We start from the raw sequence: 18223 nt of genomic DNA, 5'->3' as shown, positions 1-18223 counted from the left end.
AAAATATTCCATATATAAAGAATACTAAATCGCTGAATGTTTTCAAAGAATTAAAATATTTTTACACTCGGTTTATATATCTATTTCTTTTATTAATGGCTCTAATAAGTTTTAATATTGATAATCGAATATAATAAAAAGAAACCTAAATTTAAGGTTTCCCATTTTTACCAACAATTTAAATTTTAATAGATATTTTTTAGCCAAGTAATAATTCGTAGTACCTGAAACGACTCAAACCAAGTAATGAAAAACAGGAGAACAAAGAAAGAGATAAGTGATATGAATTTTAATCTTCCATCTTCACGTCTAGCAATCGCTATAATACTCAGAACCACTCCAATTAAAAAAGAAATATACCCTAATAGGATAATAGGCTCAGAATAGCTATCTATTATCCTATTTAATCCAAATAATAACATTCCAAAAGTCATCAATGTTATTGAAAATACACTAAATTTTTTCATAATTCAACCTCCAATATAATTTTACTATTTTATGGAGAGAATAATTTTTTTATGCGTATGGATGAACAATTACACTATAAAATTAGATAACTCAATTTATTTTTTCATTAAACAACTGCCTTCTTTTATACCCTCAAAGGATTTTCACTCAATTAACCCGAATATATAAATAACAATTCTCACAAGGAGTAACTTTATATGAATCTATTCGAACACGAAACATAAAACCGTTCCACTTTAATAAGAGGTCCTCCCTTTTTCTTTTCTCATCATATCATCCATTTAAAAAATAGGAGGACATAATTATGAAACGTGATCCATTATTTTTAACTTTATTAGAAAGTGCAAATACACATTTTAGCGGCTGGGATTTTTCTTTCATTTCAGAAACAGGTCGAATGAAGAGCGAGCCTTTATCGTGGTCATACGGCAGTACTGCTTTTCAGCTTATGCAACGTGCAGAATCAATGCTCGATATGGGTACTGACGGCGGAGAGTTTTTATCTATGTTACAACCGTTCCCGTCAACTATATTCGCTACTGAGGGCTACGCTCCAAATGTGCCAATTGCTCGAAAGAAATTAGAGTCTTTAGGGGTTACCGTTGTAGAAGTGACCGATGATACTGCTTTGCCATTTCAAGATGGTCAATTTAATTTAATTATAAATCAACATGAATCGTATGCTGCTTCTGAGGTAAACAGAATTCTTTCTCCAAGTGGCGTTTTTCTTACACAACAAGTTGGCAGTCTTGATTGCGCGGAACTTAATGCGCAGTTTGGCTCACCACTAAATAGCGAATTTGCAAGTTGGTCTCTCGAAACCGCATGCAGTGAGTTAAAGCAAAATGGATTTACTATCTTAGATGCAAAAGAGGAATTCCCTTTCCAACGCTTTTATGATATTGGCGCTATCGTCTATTATTTAAAAGCAATTCCGTGGCAAGTTCCTGATTTTACTGTCGAAAGGTACTTTGAGGAGTTATATCGTATACATGAGATTATTTTGCAAAATGGATATTTTGATGTGAAACAACATCGTTTTATGATTAAGGCGATTTGTAGCTAACAAAAAGAGGTGGCAAAGCCACCTCCTTTTTGCTCCGTTTACATATGTTCTCTACTCTTTCATAATAAGAAAAGTTATATCATGCATATTACAATTATGACCAATGAATTGTATTTCTGAAACATATAATCAACTCGCATATAGGATGAGAGCAAAAACGTGATTTTTCACTTTCCTCTTCTATTGAGAAATGAGTTGTTTTTCATATCGCTTGTTCGCATCATCTTCTGTCAAACATGCAGTTGTGTAATGAATAATATTCCGGTTATCATACGTAAACGTATGTTCTAACTTATTTTCTTCTGTTAATACTGTCGGTAAGTATTTTGGTAAATTGCTAACTACTCCTCTATTATCACCATCTAATATCCAATCAATTTCTTTCCATTCTAATAGACCTTCAGCCGTACGTAATGGTATATTCATTTGCATTCCATCTGGCAAATCAGCAACGAACACATACATTCCTTCACTAGCCTGGGGCTCATCTTTACCTTTAAAACCAACAGTCCCTTTATACGTTACACTTGAAAGTTCTATGCCCGTTTCCTCAAATGTTTCTCTAATTATTCCTTCGTATGGCGTTTCATTATCTTCTATTTTTCCTCCAACACCATTCCACATCCCCATATTCGGCTTTTTATTTCTATTTAATAGCAGTATTTTATCGCTTTTTCTAATAAAGCAAATTGTGTATTTGTACATACGATCATTTCCTTTCATTTTCCACATGAGTTATTTGGCTTATTTTCAAGTAAAAACACTCGCCTTACAATTCCTTACTACATAATATATAGTACAACTTTCATGCGTAAACACTTTACGTCAAACGAGAGAATCCTTTTTAGAAAGGAGAATTTAAAATCGATACTATAAGCAATGAATTTCTAAACCAATATTACAACAGCCTCGTATGGTTAAACGATACACACTGGTTCGGGGTTCCAATCTGTAAACTTCCCTCTGATCTCTTTTTGTATCAAGAAATTATTTATGAATTAAAGCCCGATTTAATTATTGAATGCGGGACTTTTCACGGTGGTAGTGCACTGTATTTAGCTTCTATGTTAGATTTAATTGGAAAAGGTCACGTACTTACTATCGATATAACTCCGCAGCCAAATCGACCATCACATAATCGGATTACGTATTTAACAGCATCTTCTGTTTCTGTACAGGCCGTCCAAACAATAGTAAGCATGCGCAAACCTGATGATGTGGTTTTAGTTATTTTAGATTCTGATCATAGTAAAGAGCATGTATCCAAAGAACTATTACTATATAAATCTATCGTCACTACTGGCAGTTATATGATTGTAGAAGATACCTCCATTAATGGACATCCGCTTCTTCCCGATTGGGGGCCTGGCCCGATGGAGGCTGTGGATGAGTTTTTAACTAAAAATAATAACTTCATAATCGACGAGTCTAAACATAAATTTTTCATATCATTTAATCCAAAAAGGTTTTTAAAGAAAATAAAGTGAAACTTTAATAAGTGGGGTTTTGCTCCTCTCCCACTTATTCTATTATTTTCATTTTTGAAAAAGGATAATATACAAATTCCACCTTGCCAATTATGTTATCTTCTTCAATATATCCTAAGCCATTTCGACTATCTCTACTTACTTCGCGGTTATCTCCCATTACAAATAACTTATTTGGCGGAATTTTTGTCTTTTGAAAATTATAAAACACTTGTGTGTTGTTAAATAAATCTTTGTTTGTATATGGTTCTTCTTGCTTTTTATCGTTCACATATACCTTTCCGTTCGTTATGTTAATTACATCACCAGGAAGCCCTATTACACGTTTCACATAATATTTCGATTCATCCTCTTCTTTTATAATGACAATTTCTCCGTGTTGTAAATTAGAAAGACGTACTACTGCTTTATTTACAAATACGTAGTCTTCTTCATATAAAGTGGGCTGCATCGATTCCCCTTCCACCTTACATAAAGTAAAAGAATGGTAGCCTATGACTATCACCAAAATAAATAGTATGTACTTTCCCCAGCCTCTCTTAATCTCCTTTTTCATATCCATTCCCACCTTATAAAGCGCTTTTTAACTCAAAAAATATATCACTGCACAATATGTTTCCATGCAGTGATACTATTTTTACTGTGCCTTGTTCGGTTGTTCTACTGGAATTGAATTTGCATTTGATCTATTTGTTTTTAACTCAAAATACGCATCCAAAATTTCTTTACCAATCGCAGAATTAATTCCTGATTTATCATCATTCACCCATGGTACAACAACTGAAAAAGCTACTTCCGGATCAGCATCATATGGTGCATAACCGGCAAGAGTTAAATTATAACATTTTTTTCGGTTGTTGTTCTCATCTCTTCCAATATCACTTTCTCCACCATATACTGTCTCAGCTGTTCCTGTTTTTCCCGCTGGTTTATATGGTAGACCTTTAAACGTTCCGGTACCTGTTCCGTCAGCTTCTTGAAAAACTCTTCTAAATCCTTCTTTTACATGATTAATGTACGAAGTGTCCATATCCACTCTATTTAATACAACTGGTTCAATCGACCGAACGACTTTTCCTACATCCTCTGGTCTATTTGGTTGCTCTCTAACTTCTTGTACAATTTGTGGCTTCATTCGGTAACCGCCATTTGCAATGGTTGAAATATATTGTGCAAGCTGCAGCGGCGTATATGTATCATACTGTCCAATCGCGTAATCAAGTAAAAATCCGGGTATGTTATCAGTTCTACCTACTTGACCAATTGATTCATTTGGCAGGTCAATACCAGTCGACACACCTAGGCCAAATTGTCTAAAATAGTAGCGCATTTTATTAAATGTTTCTTGTTTAATGTCTAATGGATTATTTGGGACATAATTAATGCCTGCCATTTTTAAAGCCGTATTAAACATATAAACGTTCGATGACACTTGCAAAGCTCTTAAATCATCAATATCCCCAAATTCTTTCCACGATTTCTTCGGCTTAGAACTTCCTTTAAAATACATTGGTGCATCAAAGAAATGTGTATACGGCTTAATCGCTTCTGTTTGATATCCAGTTAATAAAGTAGCACCTTTTACAGTTGACCCTAACTCATAAGAACTTGTCATCGTTCCTAATGCATAATCTTCTATTTGCATACCGCCATCTTTATTTACAATTTTCTTTCCTGCCATTGATAAAATTTGACCGTTTTTCGGATTCATCATTACTACGAACGCACGATCCATCATCGGCTCTGCAGCATGAAAGGCTCGTAAATTCTTTTCAAGGCTTCCCTCTACTCTTTTCTGTAAATCCATATCGACTGTTAACATCAAGTTATTTCCACTTTTTCCTTCAGTCACTTTTTCTGTTCGAACAATCTTCCCTGCTTTATCCATAATATTTTTAGACTGTTCTTTCGTTCCGTGTAGTGCATCTTCGTATTGTTTTTCGATGTAACTTTTACCAATACGGTCGTTTCGATTATAATCACGAACTAAATAATAATCTAATTGTTCTCTTGGCAACCCTTCATTTTCATTAGAAACGCTACCTAGTATAGAGCGCAGTATTTTATCATTTGGGTATTCACGTTCCCAATCTACTGTTGTATCTATCCCCGGTAAACTTGCCAACCTTTCACTAACGACAGCATATTCATTTTGACTTACATCTTTTTTAACGATTTGCGGCGTCATTTTATATCCCGCATTCATTTTGCTTTTAATGGCTAGTACTTCTAGGTCTTCTTTTGAAAGTTCACTTAATTCTTCTTGTGTAATTCTTTCCCTACGTAACTCTTCAACTTTTTTATCTAATTCTTTCCCTTCTATCTCCTGCTTTCTAAATTTACTCTCATCTTCTTTCGTTACTTCCGCTGCTGCCCGCTTTTCATTTAACTGCATCCAAAAATCCTTTTTATCTGTTTCTGTTAACTTGTCTATGTCCTCTTGCGACATTTCAATTAGCTTAGCTAAATCTCTTGCTACTTGTAAAACTTCTTTCGAGTCTACTCCTCTCATTTTCGTATATGTAACGGTTCGCAATGGTTTATTATTTACAATAACGTGACCTTGCCGATCAAACATTTTCCCTCTAGGAACGGGAGTGCTTACCGTTACATCTTCCTTTTTATTTACTTCATTTCTATACGTTTCTCCATCAATGATTTGTACTTTACCTAATTGAATTATAATAGCTGAAAATAAAAGAAAGACAATAAAAAATAGTACATTTAACCGAAATGGAATATGAGTCTTTTTCTTTTTCGATAGTTTTTTCTGCTCCTTTTTCTGTCTCATTTCGCTCCCTCGCTTCATTCTATTAACATTTCTACGCAAAGTCATTATGTATCAAATTTATTTATATGATATATATAGAATTTTATATTAATTATAAAAGAAATAAAAGATTTAATTTTCAGTTTTTTATTTTTATACCCTATTTATTACCATTCCCTTAATGCACAATAAAATGAATATTATTCTAAAAGAAAAATGGGGCAAATTTATTTTTATACCATTAGTTTACATTTCTTTGTATACTAAAGAAATAAATTCATAAAAGACATTCTTAAGGAGAGAACGAAAATGACAGATTCGTTTATCATACATACTAAAACGCCACATTGTTTAAACTTTATGATCTACATTCAAAATATTTATCTCAATCAAAAAGGAAAAAAAGAAAATTTTCGTTTTCCTTACATAACAAAAACATTACATTTCTCCACTGACTTTAAAACAAATTTCAAAGAATTATGGCTGACTCTTCGTAAGCAAACTGCTAACGACAGATATGATTTACAAATTTTCCACGAGGAGAATCATATATTTTACAAGAAACTTTTTGACGCTAATTTATGTGATGAGGAATCATTTAAAGAATTAATATGTAGCTTTAAAGTATGGTGGACTAGCATAGTAGGTCAGCTTTCAATAGAATGTTCCGTAAGTAATTATAGTGAACAACTTTATAATGACTTAGTTTTATACTTAAAGCAAAACGAAATAGAGCCTTTACAACAGCTACATATTAGCTTACTTTATGACGATTGTGTATTCACTAAAGATAATATTACTTCTTACTCTGCTATTTTACCTATGAAACAATTTTTTATAAATTATAGAGATGTTGTTACTACATTATCAAAATGTTTTCATATGGCTTAAAACAGCGATTACTCAAATAAAAAACTGAGGTATCTACCTCAGTTTTTTCGATAACTTATTTCATTAAAGATACCTCTTCAACAAATTCACCAATTTTATTTTGAAAAACATAATCAAAGTTATATTCCTGTCCTGTTAACTCTTCATTTACTAAAATAGTTGTTGCCCCTACTTCTCTCTTTGCGATTTGTGGGAATGAAGCGACAGGTTGTACTTTTAATGACGTTCCCATAACGAGAAGTACATCTGTTTCATATAAACGTTTCATTGCATTTTGATATTGAGGCAGTGTATCTCCGTATAAAACAACGTCTGGATTTAAAATGAAATTACACTTCTGACAGCGCGGCACTTCATGATCAATCATATACTGTAAATCATATCCCGCTTTACACTTCGGACAATGTGCTGTTTGAAGTGTTCCATGTAAATCAATGACATGTTTACTGCCACCTAATTGATGTAAACCGTCAATATTTTGCGTTAAAATCGTAATATCTTTCCCTTGTTCTTCTAGCTCAGCTAAAAAACGATGTCCACGATTTGGTTTATATTGATGGAACGTATTAATTTGAAAGATTTCTTTATAATGCTTCCAAAATTCTTTCGGACTTCGGTTATAGTACCCTCTTGATAAGTACATCTCCACATTCGCATCAGCATACAATCCATTTGCTGAACGGAAATCTGGGATACCACTTTCCGTACTTGCACCAGCGCCTGTTAATACTGTAATTTTCTTCGCTTTTTCTAAAATTGAACGTACTTCTTCAAATTGTTGCACAAAAATCACCTCTATGTATTTTCCTATTCTTATTATACCAGTTGTTTACAGGAGGTGTTGTACAATTCATTTTACTTAATGCGTTGCGCCCCCAATCTCTACAATATCTACTTCAACTGTCATCGTTACTTCAATTGCCAATTCTATTCCCTTACTAATAGTAGAAAGTGACATACTCGGTTGCCCTGGATAATTACTCGCTTGTTCTGGTAAAAACGGAATATGAATGAATCCGCCTTTTATTTTCTTATCATGTTTCTCTAGTTCATGCATAAGTCCATAGAATAAGTGATTACAAACGAATGTGCCTGCCGTCTGTGAAACAGATGACGGTATGCCCTCTTCGCGAAGTTTTTTTACGATTGCTTTCATCGGAAGTGTAGACCAATACGCAATCGCTCCTTCTTCTACAACCGGTATATCTACCGGCTGATTTCCTTCATTGTCTGCGATTCTTGCATCATCAATATTAATTGCAACACGTTCTATCGTAATATCTGGTCTGCCCCCAGCTTGTCCAATGCATATAATAATTTCCGGCGCTAGTTCTTCTATATACTCTTTTAATACGCTTATTGATTTATGAAATACAGTTGGTACTTGTTTGCTTATTACCTTGTATTCTCCAATTGTTTTTTCATGCAAACCTTTTGCTACTTCCCAAGCTGGATTGATATTTTCTCCGCCAAACGGATCAAACCCTGTTAATAATACTGTTTTCATAGTTTTATCCTCCTAATTAAAAACGATATACAAGGCCGTACATAATAAACATATTTATGATAAAAATTGAAAGAGCAATGCGAATGCATTTCCCATTACGACTGTAAATAGCATCATGCCTAAACAGTACGCCATAACAGCAACGAACGGATACTCTGTCGGTAATACTTGACCGACTAAATCTGAAACAACTTGTCCAACGCCAGATTTCGCGAAAATACCGCCAAGTGCTGCTAACATTTGTGGTAAAATGACAGCCCAGCCGACAGCTTGTAATAGTCTGCTTCCTTCTTGAACAGGCGTTGTTATTTTTGATTTTGTAATACGCATCGCCGCGACGAATGCGAGTAATGCACCAAGCGCTAACGCTACTAACGTTACTTTATCTGGATCAACAAGAGAGACATTTCCCCATTTAATTTTCCCTAGCGTTAACGTACCGATAATTGTAAAAATAGGAATTAATAGTGCAGGCATAAAAATTTTATTTTTTAATTTCTCAGCATGTTTCACACGTTCTTGTACTGGAACTTCTTTTTCCTCTGATTTTGTCACTTTATTTAGCGAGGCTAAAACGACCATAGCGAGCACGATACAGCCCACGTAAAACGAAGGAATTACATTTCCAAATAAAAATGTAACTGCAAACAATGCCCAAAATAAACTAGAACCGAATCTGTTTGGATGTTCACGATCGAATGCGATACGAACAGCGATAAAAGCAACAATTATCCCTAATACATAATAGATTGTATCCATTGTGATGATGTTCATATTAGATTGCCTCCTTCTTTTCTTTTCCTTCTGCCTTCATTGTTTTCTCTATATATTTGTCAAACCTTCTAAATCTAATCCAGCTTACAATAAGTGCAGATATTGCTGTCGGAATGCCCCAAAGTGCCATATCCCATACACCGACATGCATACCTACTGAATCGAAGAATCCTTTCATTAATAAAATAGCACCAGTTGCGATGAAAATATCTTCTCCGAAAAACCAAGCTGTATTTTCCGCAGCAGCTGCGTTTGCTTTAATCTTTTCTCTTAATTTTTCAGGAAGTTTACCGTATTTACCTTGCGCGGCCCCTTCTGCCATCGGTGCAACGAGCGGCCTTACTGTTTGCGCATGCCCACCAATATTAAGCCCTAGTGCTGCTGATGATTCTCTTATCGTAAAATATGACATTAATACTCTTCCAGTTGTTGCTCCTTTTGATTTCGTTATAAGTGCTTCGGCTCTTTCTTTTAAACCGTAACGCTCTAAAATTCCGATTACAGGTAAAGTTAATATAATTGGCATAGACATATATCTATTTTCTATGAAAAATTTACCGAACATGCTGATCACATCATAAAAACTTAATCCTGAAACCATACCAGTAACAATACCTGCAACCATAACTACTAAAAGTGTGTTTAATCTAAATAAAAAGCCCACTGCCACTAATAATATTCCGATTAATTTCACCAATTCCAACACTTCCCCTCATTTTTTATTTCGGTGCACATATAGAAATACCATTATGTTCGAATGTTCTGTATATTCTTTCTGCAAATTGCACTGCTTTTTCCCCATCACCGTGTAAACAAATCGTTTGCGCCTGAACTGCTACTTTCTCTCCATTGATCGAATTTACATGGCCTTCTTTCACCATTTGAAGTACTTGCTTTATCGCTTCGTCTTCATCTTTTATAAGCGCATTTTCTTCTGTACGGCTCGTTAATGTACCATCTTGCTTATATGTACGATCCGCAAAAGCCTCTTGTACGAGAGTTACTTTGTATTTTTCTGCAGCCTGTATAAATGCCACGCTATTTGCTAATCCATAAAGTAATAGACTTGGATTTATACGATAAATTGCCTTTGCGATTGCATCTGCAATTTCCGAATTAGACGCCGCCATATTATATAAGGCACCGTGCGGCTTTACATGATGCATCTTCCCGCCAGCCACTTTTACAAACCCGTCTAATGCGCCGATTTGATATAAAACATAATCGTATACTTCACTTGCTGAAACATTCATGTTTCTTCTACCGAATCCAATTAAATCAGGAAATCCAGGATGCGCCCCTATTGCTACGTTATGCTCCAAAGCTTTTTCAACAGTTTGACGCATAACAGACGGATCACCCGCATGAAAACCGCAAGCAACGTTTATAGAGGAAACGAACGGAAGAATTTCACCATCATTCCCCATCTTATAAGCTCCAAAACTTTCTCCTAAATCACAGTTTAAATCGATTGTAGTCACACTGTTTTCCTCCTAATTTTAACTTCGTAAAGCGATAAATCTCTTTAATAGATTGCTATTTACTTCTTGTTCTATGTACAATTGTTCCGCTTCTTCAAGCGTAATTTTCTCAAAAGAAACATAGTCCCCCGGCTTTAGCTGGGCAAGAAGAGGTAAATCTACTGAAATGATATTTCCCATTCTCGGATAGCCACCTGTCGTTTGCCTATCTACCATTAATATAATCGGCTGTCCACCATTAGGAACTTGAATGGTTCCAAATGTAACAGGACTCGATAAAATCTCTTTTTCTTCAATCCTATTTAAAACTTCTCCCTCAACCCTGTAGCCCATACGGTCAGCATAATTAGATACCTTATACTCTTTCGTAAAAAATGCCTTTCTACTTTCTTCGATAAATTGATCGTATTCAAAGTCAGTTATGACACGAAGCTTAGGATGTTTCTTATACTTTGGTAGTACGCTGTTGCTAATTACCCATTTCGTTTTTATTCGCTCATCTTTTTGTAAGTCTTGAATGAAACGATTCGCCATTTCTGAGTACGTACCAATTTGAAAACAATCTCCTTTTTTCAGCATTCTTCCTTCTATACCACCAATCGCAGCACGTATGTACGTACTTTTGCTTCCCATTGTACGCTCAATATGTATACCACCCGCAAAAGTCACATACGCTCTACAACCACTTTTCACTTTTCCAAAACAAAGCATACTACCTTCTTCCGCTAAAATGGGACGCCATAATGGGATACGTTCTCCATTTAACAACGGTTCCATATCAGCCCCACCAATTGCGAGTAAAGTCGTTTTCTTTATTAACAATTTAGGACCTAAAATCGTCATTTCTAATCCTGCTTCATTCTCTACATTACCGACTAACATATTGATGAGCCTAAGCGCATTTTTATCCATAGCACCCCCAACAGGTACACCAAACTGTTGATAATAAGATCGCCCTAAATCTTGGACTGTTGTAAACATTCCTGCATGCAAAACCTCTACATCCATTCTTTAGCCCCCTCAAGAGATACATACTCTTCCTTCGTTATCGGGATAAATCGTAAATACATACCACTTTGAATATATGTTGGTATTTCTTCTTTCGGATTAAATAGAGTAATAGGTGTTCGGCCGATAATATTCCATCCTCCTGGTGTTTCAAGCGGATATATACCTGTTTGATTTCCGCCAATACCTACTGAACCAGGAGAGATTTGTAACCGTGGTGTTTCTTTTCTAGGTGTTTCTAATTCTTTTGATAGTCCTCCTAAATACGGGAACCCTGGTGTAAAACCTAACATATATACAAAATATGTAGTTTCACTATGTATTCGAATCACATCTTCTACTTGTAAACCTTTATAATGTGCAACCTCTTCTAAATCAGGTCCATATTCTCCCCCGTAGCACACTGGTATAGAAATATGTTTCACATCCTGTTTTACTTCTTCTTTATAAGAATCACACAGCTCCTTTATATACTGGCGAACGTAATCATATGATCTTTCACTTCTCTCATTTCTCTTCCATACTTCGTATACATTGTAGTAAACAGCTAATGAAGTAAACGACGGAACACACTCAATCATTCCTGCAAACGGATGTTGTTGCAGTGCTTGAAATAACCGCTGTACTTTCTCATATATACCCATCTTAATTTCTTCAGCAAATGTAACAATAATTGCTTGATCCCCTAACGCAGAAAATTTCATCCTACTCCCTCTTTCTATGCCAAAAAGCCGAGTTCTTTCGAAATGCGATGCGCTGTTTCTTTCACCTTCGCAATAAAATATGAAATGTTACTTTCGCTGTACTCAATTGCTAATCCTGAAATACTAATGCCTGCTACAACCGTTCCATCGCTCGCGAAAATGGGTGCTGCTATCGCGGCTGTATGATTTTCTAACTCAGAATAACTAATTGTGTAGCCTTCCTTTTTTGCCATTTGCAACACTTCTAACAATTGTTCCTTATCCACGATTGTTCCATCTGCAAACTGTTTTAAATCCACTTCCTCTATGTATCTCCGTTTCTCTTCCTCAGAGAAATACGATAGTAAAATTCTTGGACATGCACCAGCATAAAGCGGTGCTCTTCTTCCAACCGCCGTATACACGCGTACCGGCTGAACACCCTCCATCTTTTCAACGTAAATTGCGTCATTACCATCTTGAATTATTAAATTAACTGCCTGTCCTAAACTATCTCTAAGTTCTTTCATATAAGGAATTGCTATATTTCTTACTGATAATCGTTGTGAAACAAGTTGACCGAACCGTAAAAATACAACCCCTAAACGATATTTCCCCTTTTCGTTTTTTTGTAAAAACGCCATCTCTTCTAACGAGCCAATTAAACGATAAACAGATGTTTTCGGCATATTTGTAAGCCGAACCACCTCAGTTAAACTTAGCTCTTCATGCTCATAAAACAACTCTAAAATATCCATTGTCTTAACTGCCGTTTTATTTATACTCATTCTATCTCCCTTTCGTTCCAAATTACGGAACTTAAATTCCATTTTTCGAAACAAACATATAATTTAAAATTATAAAATATTCTTTCAATTCAATCAATAGATTTTAAGCAAATAAAAAAGCATGGAAGAATATCTCTCCCATACTTCACCACACTTTATAACGCTCTTACTTGTTTCAACGGCCAGAAAACAGCTTGTCCTTTTCCGACAATTTCATCTTCTGAAATAAAGCCGAACATGCGACCATCCTTAGAAACTTCACGATTATCCCCTAAAACAAATACTTGGCCTTCTGGCACTTTCGTTTTCCCTGTGATTTGTTCTAACGTAAAGTCTGGAGTTAATACACGGCCTACTGCTTTTTCTTTAAACTGTTTTAAATATGGTTCTTCCATCGCTTTTCCGTTTACATATAAAACATCATTTTTATACTCAACTGTATCGCCTGGCAAACCAATTACTCGTTTTACTAAATCGTATCCTTCTTTTCCGTGGAAGACGATAATATCAAAGCGATCTAATCCACTTATACTATAACCAATCTTATTCACGAGAACTCGTTCGTTATTTTCTAAAGTGGGCATCATCGATTCACCTTGTACTAAAGAAGGTGTAAATAAAACACCGCGAATAATAGCAATTAATACAAGGGTAAAACCTATCGTTTTAGCCCATGAGAATAATTCTTTCTTCGTATTTTCCTTCATCGTTTCTCCTCTTTCTTAAGCACTTATTTTATTATTTCAACTAATTCTTTTACTAAATTAGGATCTATTTCAGAAAAACATGATTTTCCTTCTCTTACCGCTGTACCGACATGCGCCTGCGTGATTCCAGTTTCATCTAGCAATCGCTTTATATTTTCTTTCGTCACGCCAGCTCCAGCTACAAGCTGAATTTGACCATCGCTTACCTTTTGCATTTCTGTAAGCACCGGAATATTCTCTACTATATTTCCTTGTCCACCTGAAGTTAAAACGTGAGTCACTTTATGAAACTTCTTTAAAGTTCTCATCGCTTCTACTGGATTTTCTATATCATCTATCGCACGGTGGTACGTTACATTTATTTCATCTACAACAGATAGTAAGTCCGCTAATTTCTCTTCATCCACTTCATTTCGTTCATTTAATACGCCTAATACTACACCAGCTGCTCCTAACTTCTGTGCAACTATAATATCTTCTTTCATCATTTCAATTTCTTCTTCCGTATATGTAAAAGACTTCGCATGCGGACGAATCATAACATGAATTGGTATACTTACCGCTTCTACCGCTTTTTTTATAAAAGCATAACTCGGTGTTAAACCACCTTCTGTATAAGATGAAATTAATTCAATCCGCTTCCCGCCAGCGCTTTCAATTCGTTTTACATCTTCTAAACATGTTGCAATAACCTCTAGCATGAGATGACCTCTTTTCGTGCTTTTTTCTTATTATAACATTAGTAAAAATAAGAAGCCTAGCTTTCTCCTTTAAAACTTAAAAAAGAAGAATGAAAAGAAAGATTTTTTTATTGGCAACAATTATTGGTAACATCCTATTATTCATGTACACTCCTACCATAATGAAAAAACCCGTCATTTTGACGGACTTTTCTAATTTCAAGCTTTTCTTTCCTCAGTTTTCATATCAATGCCTAATTGATCTTCCAATAACTTTACACCTTTCTTTGTAAGATGGACAGCTCGGTTCTTATCCATTTTCGTAATCCATCCCTGTTCAAAAAGCAGTTTTGCAATTGCAGACCCTAACCAACCAGAAATATGATAACGCCGTTCACTCCAATCAAGGCAAGGTTTTGCAAATACCCTCCTTTTTGTATCTGCCTCATCAACATTTATTCCAAAATTCAGAAACCACCGCTTACCTTGTTCTGTTACAATGTATTCTCCATCCTCTAAAATTATAAATTGCCTATCTAGTAATTTTTCAGTTATCTCTACACCGAGTTTGCCTGCAAGATGATCATAACAAGTTCGAGCATAACGAATTTGTTTTAGTTGACTTGATTGTTTTAAAGAGCGAACTTGAACTGTTGGTGCGATTGTCCCTAACTTTTCAAGCACTTCTGCAACTTCTTGATTAGCAAGTCGATAGTAACGATGTCTACCATGTTGTTCAACTGTAAGTAAATTCCCTTCTACTAATTTAGAAAGATGAGAACTAATTGTTGGATGTGACACTTTTGCCATATAAGCCAATTCACTAGCGGGTAGTGCCTGATTATTCATTAGACAATCTAATATGATTGCTCTTGTAGATTCAGCAATTAGTTTAGCTATATATGAGATATTCGGATATACATTCATATTTCGATGATACCCTAACTATTAAATTGATACAATTATTTTAAGTTTAATAGTAAAGGAGAATTTATTATGAATGCAATTGATCTTAGTATATTAAATTTGAAAGAAACGAGAAGGCGCTCAGAAAAGTTATGGAATTCTCTTCCTAATAATTTTCTTAATTGGAAGCCTGATCCTGAGGCTATGTCCTTTGGTGAGATGATTCGTCATGTGTGGAGTTCAACTTTTTACTACCATATGATTATAAAAAACAACGGTTCAATAAACGACATATGTATCCCGTATGATGACGAGCCGATTACTTGTGTAAAAAAAGAAATTGAATTGGCACAATCATACTTTACTGACTTCATAGAATATGTTCAATCAATAAGCATAGCCGAGCTAGATTCAAGACTTATTGATAGAAGCGATGTTGGCTATCAACGATATTTAGGCGATATGCTATTACGAATTGCCTATCATGATGCGGTCCATGCAGGTCAATTTTTACAATATTTACGAATGGTTAACTTAGAAAGACCATTAATTTGGGATTAAATACGAAAAATGTTTATACAACCTCCAAACTGGCATTACAATAAGAATTTTTCAACAAGAAACAATCAAAAAACCATGATAATCATTTATATTAAAAACCTACATCTCAACTAAGTACTTCATACACATAAAAAGCACGGGTTTGATTACTAATCAAACCCGTGCTTTCAAAATAACTATAGTATCCATAAACAATAAAATGTAAGCTTTAAAAACTACGACCGAAACGCCGCATCCGCCAACATAGACAATGTTGCATCATCCATCGGTGGATTATGCAGTCCTGCTCTGACGTTTAAATAGTAACGATGGAGCGGATTTTTTTCTGATAAACTTTTTGCCCCTACGATGCGCATCGATTTATCCACTATAGATATCGCCGCATTTGTTACAGCATATTTCACAGCTGCTAATTCTGCTTGCAGTGATAGTTTATCTTCTGCCTCATCGTACTTTTTCGCAATTTGATATAAAAAGACACGAGCTTGCATAAGCTCGAGTTCTAATTCTCCAACTAATCTTCTAACATTCGGCAATAAACTAATAGAATGGTTTAAACTGTTTGGCTTGTATGATTCCGCAAATTGAACTGCATAATTTCTTGCTGATTGTGCAATTCCTAAATAACATGCTGGTATATGTAGCAACCAGCCAACACCCTTTTGTTTTACTTTCCCACCTTTTATATCTGTAAAAAAGCGACTTTCTATCTCTACATTTTGTAAGACAAGGTCGTGGCTAGCAGTCCCTCGCATTGCAACGCTATCCCACGTTTCTTCAATAGATACACCGAGTGTATTTCTTGGAATAACAAACTCACCAACTTCTTCTTGGCCTTCCATACTTGCTGAAATAATAAAATAATCAAGTACTGGCGCCATCGTTGTAAAAGTCTTCCTTCCATTTATAACCCACTTCTCGCCTTGTTGAACCGCTATTGTTTCTGGTTTGCCGCCACGCGTCGGACTCCCTGTTTTCGGTTCTGTTGCTGCCCTGTTAAAGAGCGCACCATTACGTACTTCTTCGCAAAACCATTTGAACATCTCATCATTCCAAGAGCGATTTTCCGCTAGCTCTTTCACAATGCCAAGATGCCAGCCAATCGATAATGCAGTAGCTCCGCAGCCTTCCGCGATTTTCTCTTGAAATAAAACAAAGTCATATAAAGAAATCGCACTACCACCAAATTCCTTCGGTAACGTTAATTTCGTATATCCGATATCTTTCAAATCATTTATATTTTCATACGGAAATGATCCTAATTCACTTAGCTGATGCTCCCTTTCCATGAACTTCGGAATCAATTTATTTATTTGTGCAATAATGAAAGATTGTTCTTCTGTTTCAACAAATGAGAGTGCCATACTATAATCTCCTTTATGTTCGATTCATCAACCGCTCACTTTTTCATTATGATTATATGAAGCTACCTCTCTATTGTTTCACTATTCCGATAAAAATACAATGTTTTTGACTAATAAGAAAAGTTCCTATTTAAGGATAGGTTCTTTTCTTATGTTAATCTCCCTTCAATGCCTTTAATGGCAAAGAGGTTACATATCCAATATACGAGAATAATTCTTTAAAGAAGAATGGAATTTCTGTGTCTAACGTTTTATATGCTGATGTCGGCGTTGGTGAAGCATACGCTTCAATATTAATATGTTTTGCAATTCTCATTGCGCGTTTCATATGAAGTGGATCACTTACAATCGTGTATGTGCGTATTCCGTTCTCTATTCCAACTTGCTTCGCATTTTTTAAATTTTCTTCAGTGAAAAGGGATTTAGTTTCAATTAAAATATCTTCCTCTTTTACACCTTGTTTCATTGCATATACTCTTGCAGTACGTGCTTCCTCAAGTTCTGCTTCGAACTTTGTACCACCTGTAAAAATAATCTTTTTAATATTTCCGTTCTTATATAAAGAAATCGCATGATTAATTCTTTCTTTAAATACAGGAGATGGTTTTCCGTTCCACGAAGCTGCTCCTAGTACGATACCAGCATCCGTTTTCACGTCATCATTTGCTTTAAAACGATAACTCCAAATATCGTAAGCTGCATAACTTACATATAAAATAGCAGAACAAATCATTAGTAAAAATACTTGAAAGATTCGTCTTTTCTTACTCTTCTTATTTTCTTTCATTTGTAATTGCCTCCGTACATCATCCATACTTCTATAAAAAACATTTATATCAAATCGTTTTGTTTGAGTTTATTTAAAAGAAGGAACTTTACTTGTTATTTATGTATAAAAGGGTTTTCATTTAAAATTGAGGATTATCAATTCATTTTCATTTGCGGTTTTCATTACATTTTTTAAATTCATAAGTTTATTACCATACAACTACATTGTAACGAATTTTTTCTCAGAAGGGAACGATGAAACAAAAGGAATTAAAATAAAGTAGCATTTTGTAAGAAAAAAGGTATATTTTTCA

The 18223-nt window shown here is 35.0% G+C and carries 20 protein-coding genes and 1 pseudogene; 4 read left to right on the top strand and 17 right to left on the bottom strand.

Annotated features, from left to right (window positions below; all coding sequences use genetic code 11):
* Positions 1–185: 185 nt before the first annotated feature.
* Entirely contained in the window at positions 186–467 is a 282-nt protein-coding gene (locus tag MR169_RS16570) for a hypothetical protein (protein WP_000714730.1), read from the bottom strand.
* Positions 468–772: 305 nt separating this feature from the next.
* On the opposite strand from MR169_RS16570, the gene MR169_RS16565 reads away from it, so the two are divergent.
* Positions 773–1534 carry a class I SAM-dependent methyltransferase gene (locus tag MR169_RS16565; protein ID WP_242319677.1) on the top strand — a complete coding sequence of 254 codons (762 nt, stop codon included), beginning with the start codon at positions 773–775 and terminating at the stop codon, positions 1532–1534.
* Positions 1535–1714: 180 nt separating this feature from the next.
* Here MR169_RS16565 and MR169_RS16560 read toward each other — a convergent pair whose 3' ends face one another.
* Positions 1715–2239, bottom strand: coding sequence for an NUDIX hydrolase (locus MR169_RS16560; RefSeq protein WP_033683900.1), 525 nt, complete (start codon positions 2237–2239; stop codon positions 1715–1717).
* Positions 2240–2397: 158 nt separating this feature from the next.
* Here MR169_RS16560 and MR169_RS16555 point away from each other — a divergent pair, with 158 nt between their 5' ends.
* Positions 2398–3021 carry a cephalosporin hydroxylase family protein gene (locus MR169_RS16555; protein WP_242319686.1) on the top strand — a complete coding sequence of 208 codons (624 nt, stop codon included), beginning with the start codon at positions 2398–2400 and terminating at the stop codon, positions 3019–3021.
* 34 nt (positions 3022–3055) lie between these two features.
* Here the strand turns inward: MR169_RS16555 and lepB (MR169_RS16550) are convergent, their stop codons facing one another.
* On the bottom strand, positions 3056–3577 hold the full coding sequence (gene lepB / locus MR169_RS16550) for a signal peptidase I (RefSeq protein WP_033682956.1): 522 nt from the start codon (positions 3575–3577) through the stop codon (positions 3056–3058).
* 81 nt (positions 3578–3658) lie between these two features.
* Positions 3659–5812 (bottom strand): peptidoglycan D,D-transpeptidase FtsI family protein, encoded by a 2154-nt coding sequence (locus MR169_RS16545; RefSeq protein WP_242319676.1) that lies wholly within the window; start codon positions 5810–5812, stop codon positions 3659–3661.
* Positions 5813–6100: 288 nt separating this feature from the next.
* On the opposite strand from MR169_RS16545, the gene MR169_RS16540 reads away from it, so the two are divergent.
* Positions 6101–6682 (top strand): hypothetical protein, encoded by a 582-nt coding sequence (locus MR169_RS16540; RefSeq protein WP_016118190.1) that lies wholly within the window; start codon positions 6101–6103, stop codon positions 6680–6682.
* Positions 6683–6737: 55 nt separating this feature from the next.
* Here the strand turns inward: MR169_RS16540 and MR169_RS16535 are convergent, their stop codons facing one another.
* The 11 genes and pseudogenes from MR169_RS16535 to MR169_RS16485 form a co-directional block, all read right to left on the bottom strand.
* Positions 6738–7466, bottom strand: coding sequence for an NAD-dependent protein deacylase (locus MR169_RS16535; RefSeq protein WP_001183800.1), 729 nt, complete (start codon positions 7464–7466; stop codon positions 6738–6740).
* A 75-nt stretch (positions 7467–7541) separates the two neighbouring features.
* Positions 7542–8189, bottom strand: a complete 648-nt coding sequence (pcp, locus tag MR169_RS16530; RefSeq protein ID WP_000859713.1) for a pyroglutamyl-peptidase I — start codon at positions 8187–8189, stop codon at positions 7542–7544.
* Between the two features lie 78 nt (positions 8190–8267).
* Positions 8268–8963 (bottom strand): annotated as a pseudogene (locus MR169_RS16525) (5-oxoproline transporter, DUF979 family subunit); the annotation flags it as partial.
* A 1-nt stretch (position 8964) separates the two neighbouring features.
* Positions 8965–9660, bottom strand: coding sequence for a DUF969 domain-containing protein (locus tag MR169_RS16520; RefSeq protein ID WP_000239811.1), 696 nt, complete (start codon positions 9658–9660; stop codon positions 8965–8967).
* Positions 9661–9682: 22 nt separating this feature from the next.
* Complete coding sequence (pxpA, locus tag MR169_RS16515) at positions 9683–10444, bottom strand: 5-oxoprolinase subunit PxpA (RefSeq protein WP_000207352.1); 762 nt, start codon at positions 10442–10444, stop codon at positions 9683–9685.
* Positions 10445–10462: 18 nt separating this feature from the next.
* On the bottom strand, positions 10463–11452 hold the full coding sequence (locus tag MR169_RS16510) for a 5-oxoprolinase subunit C family protein (RefSeq protein WP_242319675.1): 990 nt from the start codon (positions 11450–11452) through the stop codon (positions 10463–10465).
* The gene (gene pxpB / locus MR169_RS16505) at positions 11443–12156 is read right to left on the bottom strand and encodes a 5-oxoprolinase subunit PxpB (RefSeq protein ID WP_242319674.1); all 714 of its coding nucleotides are present in this window, start codon (positions 12154–12156) and stop codon (positions 11443–11445) included. Before pxpB ends, MR169_RS16510 begins: the two co-directional genes overlap by 10 nt.
* 14 nt (positions 12157–12170) lie before the next feature.
* On the bottom strand, positions 12171–12923 hold the full coding sequence (locus MR169_RS16500; RefSeq protein WP_000026393.1) for an IclR family transcriptional regulator: 753 nt from the start codon (positions 12921–12923) through the stop codon (positions 12171–12173).
* Between the two features lie 155 nt (positions 12924–13078).
* Complete coding sequence (gene lepB, locus MR169_RS16495; RefSeq protein ID WP_000662490.1) at positions 13079–13630, bottom strand: signal peptidase I; 552 nt, start codon at positions 13628–13630, stop codon at positions 13079–13081.
* 23 nt (positions 13631–13653) lie between these two features.
* Positions 13654–14331: a copper homeostasis protein CutC gene (locus tag MR169_RS16490; RefSeq protein ID WP_000895108.1), complete on the bottom strand. Its 678-nt coding sequence runs from the start codon at positions 14329–14331 to the stop codon at positions 13654–13656.
* Positions 14332–14529: 198 nt separating this feature from the next.
* Positions 14530–15237, bottom strand: a complete 708-nt coding sequence (locus tag MR169_RS16485; RefSeq protein ID WP_242319673.1) for an ArsR/SmtB family transcription factor — start codon at positions 15235–15237, stop codon at positions 14530–14532.
* A gap of 69 nt (positions 15238–15306) precedes the next feature.
* Here MR169_RS16485 and MR169_RS16480 point away from each other — a divergent pair, with 69 nt between their 5' ends.
* Positions 15307–15777, top strand: coding sequence for a DinB family protein (locus MR169_RS16480; RefSeq protein ID WP_000991281.1), 471 nt, complete (start codon positions 15307–15309; stop codon positions 15775–15777).
* Between the two features lie 215 nt (positions 15778–15992).
* Here MR169_RS16480 and MR169_RS16475 read toward each other — a convergent pair whose 3' ends face one another.
* Complete coding sequence (locus MR169_RS16475) at positions 15993–17141, bottom strand: acyl-CoA dehydrogenase family protein (RefSeq protein ID WP_001218341.1); 1149 nt, start codon at positions 17139–17141, stop codon at positions 15993–15995.
* A 154-nt stretch (positions 17142–17295) separates the two neighbouring features.
* A complete protein-coding gene (locus MR169_RS16470) occupies positions 17296–17928 on the bottom strand; it encodes a YdcF family protein (RefSeq protein WP_000662216.1) in 633 nt (210 codons plus the stop codon).
* Positions 17929–18223 lie beyond the last annotated feature (295 nt).

The sequence above is a fragment of the Bacillus cereus group sp. BfR-BA-01349 genome, from assembly GCF_022663795.1.
GTDB lineage: Bacteria > Bacillota > Bacilli > Bacillales > Bacillaceae_G > Bacillus_A > Bacillus_A cereus.
This window is presented reverse-complemented; position numbering and strand designations above follow the sequence as displayed.